Origin of the sequence: Mesorhizobium sp. M7A.F.Ca.US.002.01.1.1 (assembly GCF_004022955.1) — a bacterium.
In the GTDB taxonomy this organism is placed as follows: domain Bacteria; phylum Pseudomonadota; class Alphaproteobacteria; order Rhizobiales; family Rhizobiaceae; genus Mesorhizobium; species Mesorhizobium ciceri.
Window position 1 is genome coordinate 1 of the sequence record NZ_RZQE01000816.1, and the last position, 1548, is coordinate 1548.

Below are 1548 nucleotides of genomic sequence, written 5' to 3' on the forward strand. Positions count from 1 at the left end.
ACCTATGACTACCTCATGCAGAAAACCCCGGTGACCGAGGTCGAGCATATCATTTCCGCCATCCCGGCGGATGCCGAGACGGCGCGGCATCTGGGCATCGATGTCGGCGCCTGCTGCCTTTTCCTGCACCGCCGGACATGGACGGGCGCGGTGGTGGCGACGATCAGCAAGCTGACTTATGCCGGCAGCCGCTACTCGCTCGGCAGCCGCTATTCCCCTTCAAAAAGCAGCTGACGGAAGCAGGTCGAATGCAAGAGCGACAGATGACGCCGGCGCCGAGCCGCACGGCGCGGATCCGGGCACTCGCGCAGCATGATGTTGCCGAAGCACAAAGCGCGCTGGCGGCATTGCTGGGCGACCTGTTCGCGATGCGTCCCCGCAATGTCCGCATCAACTTCGATAAATACAGCCTCAATTCGTTGAACGGCTTCTTCGAGGACGACGGCAAGGCCTACTTCTTCAAGTTCCATCAGGAGGAGCGGGAAGAGGCGATGACGGGCGAGTATTACCGCGCCGAGATTCTGTCGCGCGCCGGCCTGCCGGTTGATCAACCCGTGCATATGTCGGTCCAACCGGGCGAGCAGATCCTTGTCTATCGCCGGCGCACGGATCCGAGGTTTTCGGATGTGCTGTTCGCGCTGGATGCGCAGGACGACGCCGGCAAACGGCGAGAAGCCGTTCTTGCCGAGCGCGACCTGTCGGCCAGGCTGCTCAAGGTCTATCTCGAAACGCTGCATCCGGTAACCGTCGAGGACGTGGCGGCGGAACCGATCCACAGGCTGTTTCATGAGCGGCTGATCGATGCCGACACGCGCTTGCCGCCAGGCGGCCGGCTGGCCGATTTCTATGTCGGCAAGCCGTTCGTCTTTCCCGGTGCCGAGCTGGATTGGGATAGGTTTTCCCGGCTGAAATTCGTCATCAATGGCGAGCAGTACACCGACAGCGTCGGTGAGCTTTTCGATGCCGCCGCTGTGCGCTTGCGGCCGGACCGGCTTACCGATGCAGGCGGCGTGGTCGCGCATGGCGACGCCCACAACGCCAATGTCTGGTACACGGCGAAGGCGGGGAGGGCGGAGCTGTCCTTCTTCGATCCTGCCTTTGCAGGCTCGCATATCCCGACGCTGCTGGCGGAGGTGAAGGCGACGTTCCACAACATCTTCGCCCACCCGTTCTGGCTCTATGATCCGGCGACCGCGACCGAGGCTTTTCGCGCCCATGCGCGGCTGGACGGAAACCTGCTCCATGTCGACACGGACTGGGACCTGAGCCCCGTCCGCCGCGACCTGCTGGAGGTCAAGGCCACAGCGCTGTGGCGGCCACTGCTGCTTGAGCTCAAACGGCGCGGCATGCTGCCGGCCGATTGGCGCGCGGTGCTCCGGGCCGGTCTCTTCCTGTCGCCGACGCTGGTCATGAACCTGCGCGCCGGCGCACGCAGCCACACGCCGGTTTCTTCCCTTATTGCCTTTTCGGTGGCGGTCATGGTCGGCAGCGAACCTGTTGCCGGAACCGATCGGGTGACCGATTTTCTAGACCGGATCGATCCCGGAG

At 63.8% G+C, this 1548-nt stretch carries 2 protein-coding genes; both read left to right on the forward strand.

Annotated elements, in window-relative coordinates; all coding sequences use genetic code 11:
- Window positions 1-234 (forward strand): UTRA domain-containing protein (locus EN932_RS35750; RefSeq protein ID WP_127419040.1); only part of this gene is annotated, 234 nt, incomplete at its 5' end.
- 29 nt (window positions 235-263) lie between these two features.
- A partial coding sequence (locus tag EN932_RS35755; RefSeq protein WP_164890839.1) for a hypothetical protein occupies window positions 264-1548 on the forward strand: 1285 nt, incomplete at its 3' end.